A 1,202-nucleotide genomic window follows, 5' to 3' on the forward strand; every position below is an offset into this window, starting at 1 on the left:
GGAACCGCTGATTAATGCGAAATCTGCGAAATAGCTTCGGTGATTTCCTGGCGACGGTTCGGTTTTAAGAAATCAGTCCAGAATCGATGGGGCCGGCAGCTAAAAATCGTCGAATTGGTGCACTTATGCCGCCGTTCTCAAACCGCAGACGGATCTTGGGCCTGCAATCGCATGAGCTGGTTTTTTGCCAGGACAAGGTTGGCCAATCCGAACAGCATCACGATCTGTGCCGTATTTTTAGGCAACCCTTTGTAGCGTGCCTTGCGATGACGAAACAGGTTTTTGACGACGTGAAATGGATGTTCAACTTTCGCCCGGATGCTTGCCTTCGCATGCTCCAGCGCATCAAGTACCGCGCGCAAAGGACGCTTGGCATCGACCTTCTTCACGGTGCTGCGGCGCGCGGCAATCTGCCAGTCCACCGTGACACCTTGCAGTTCTGGACGCTTGTCCGCGCCTGTGTAACCAGCGTCGGCATAAACCGTTTTCTCCTGCCCGTGCAGCAGTGCCGCTGTCTCGGTAATGTCGGCCGCGTTAGCAGCAGTCGTGGTGACGGTATGCACCAATCCGCTCTCGGCATCGGCTCCAATGTGGGCCTTCATGCCGAAGTACCACTGATTGCCTTTTTTAGTCTGATGCATGTCGCCGTCCCGCTTGCCGTCCGTGTTTTTGGTCGAGGGCGGTGCGTTGATGATGGTCGCGTCCACGATCGTCCCGGACCGCATCAGCAGGCCTTTCTCTGTCAGCGTCGCATTGATAGCCAAAAACATGCGCTGCGTCAGATCGTTGGTTTCCAGCAGACGGCGAAACTTCAACAGCGTAGTAGCGTCCGGTGCATTCTCGCGTGCCAGATCGATCCCAACAAAAGCGCGCACCGATTGAATATCGTAGATCGCATCTTCAACCGCTTCATCCGACAGGCCGTACCACTGCTGGATGAAATACACGCGCAGCATGCGCGACAGACCAATAGGAGGACGACCGCGGGAACCGGTCGGATAGACGGGTGCGATCACCGCTTCCAGCTCAGTCCACGGCACCACCTTCTCCATCTCGGCCAAGAATTTCTCGCGTCGCGTCGTGCGCTTTTTGCCGGCAAATTCGGCGCTGGAAAAACTGGTTTGCTTCATGATCGTCTCGAACTTTGAAAGTTTTTCCATGTGCGAATTTTACCAACTGGGCGCGATTAAATCAGCGTTTCC

Annotated in this window: 1 protein-coding gene; it reads right to left on the minus strand. The window is 55.2% G+C overall.

Going from position 1 to position 1,202, the window contains the following annotated elements:
- Positions 1-137: 137 nt before the first annotated feature.
- Positions 138-1,130 (minus strand): IS5 family transposase, encoded by a 993-nt coding sequence (locus RCH09_RS19640; RefSeq protein WP_326942827.1) that lies wholly within the window; start codon positions 1,128-1,130, stop codon positions 138-140.
- Positions 1,131-1,202: the final 72 nt, after the last annotated feature.

It is taken from the genome of Actimicrobium sp. GrIS 1.19 (assembly GCF_035984655.1).
GTDB lineage: Bacteria > Pseudomonadota > Gammaproteobacteria > Burkholderiales > Burkholderiaceae_D > Actimicrobium.

Bases quoted from the DNA above. Each gene is read 5' to 3' on its own strand.
- RCH09_RS19640 (WP_326942827.1), bottom strand. From the start codon at position 1,130: ATGAAGCAAACCAGTTTTTCCAGCGCCGAATTTGCCGGCAAAAAGCGC.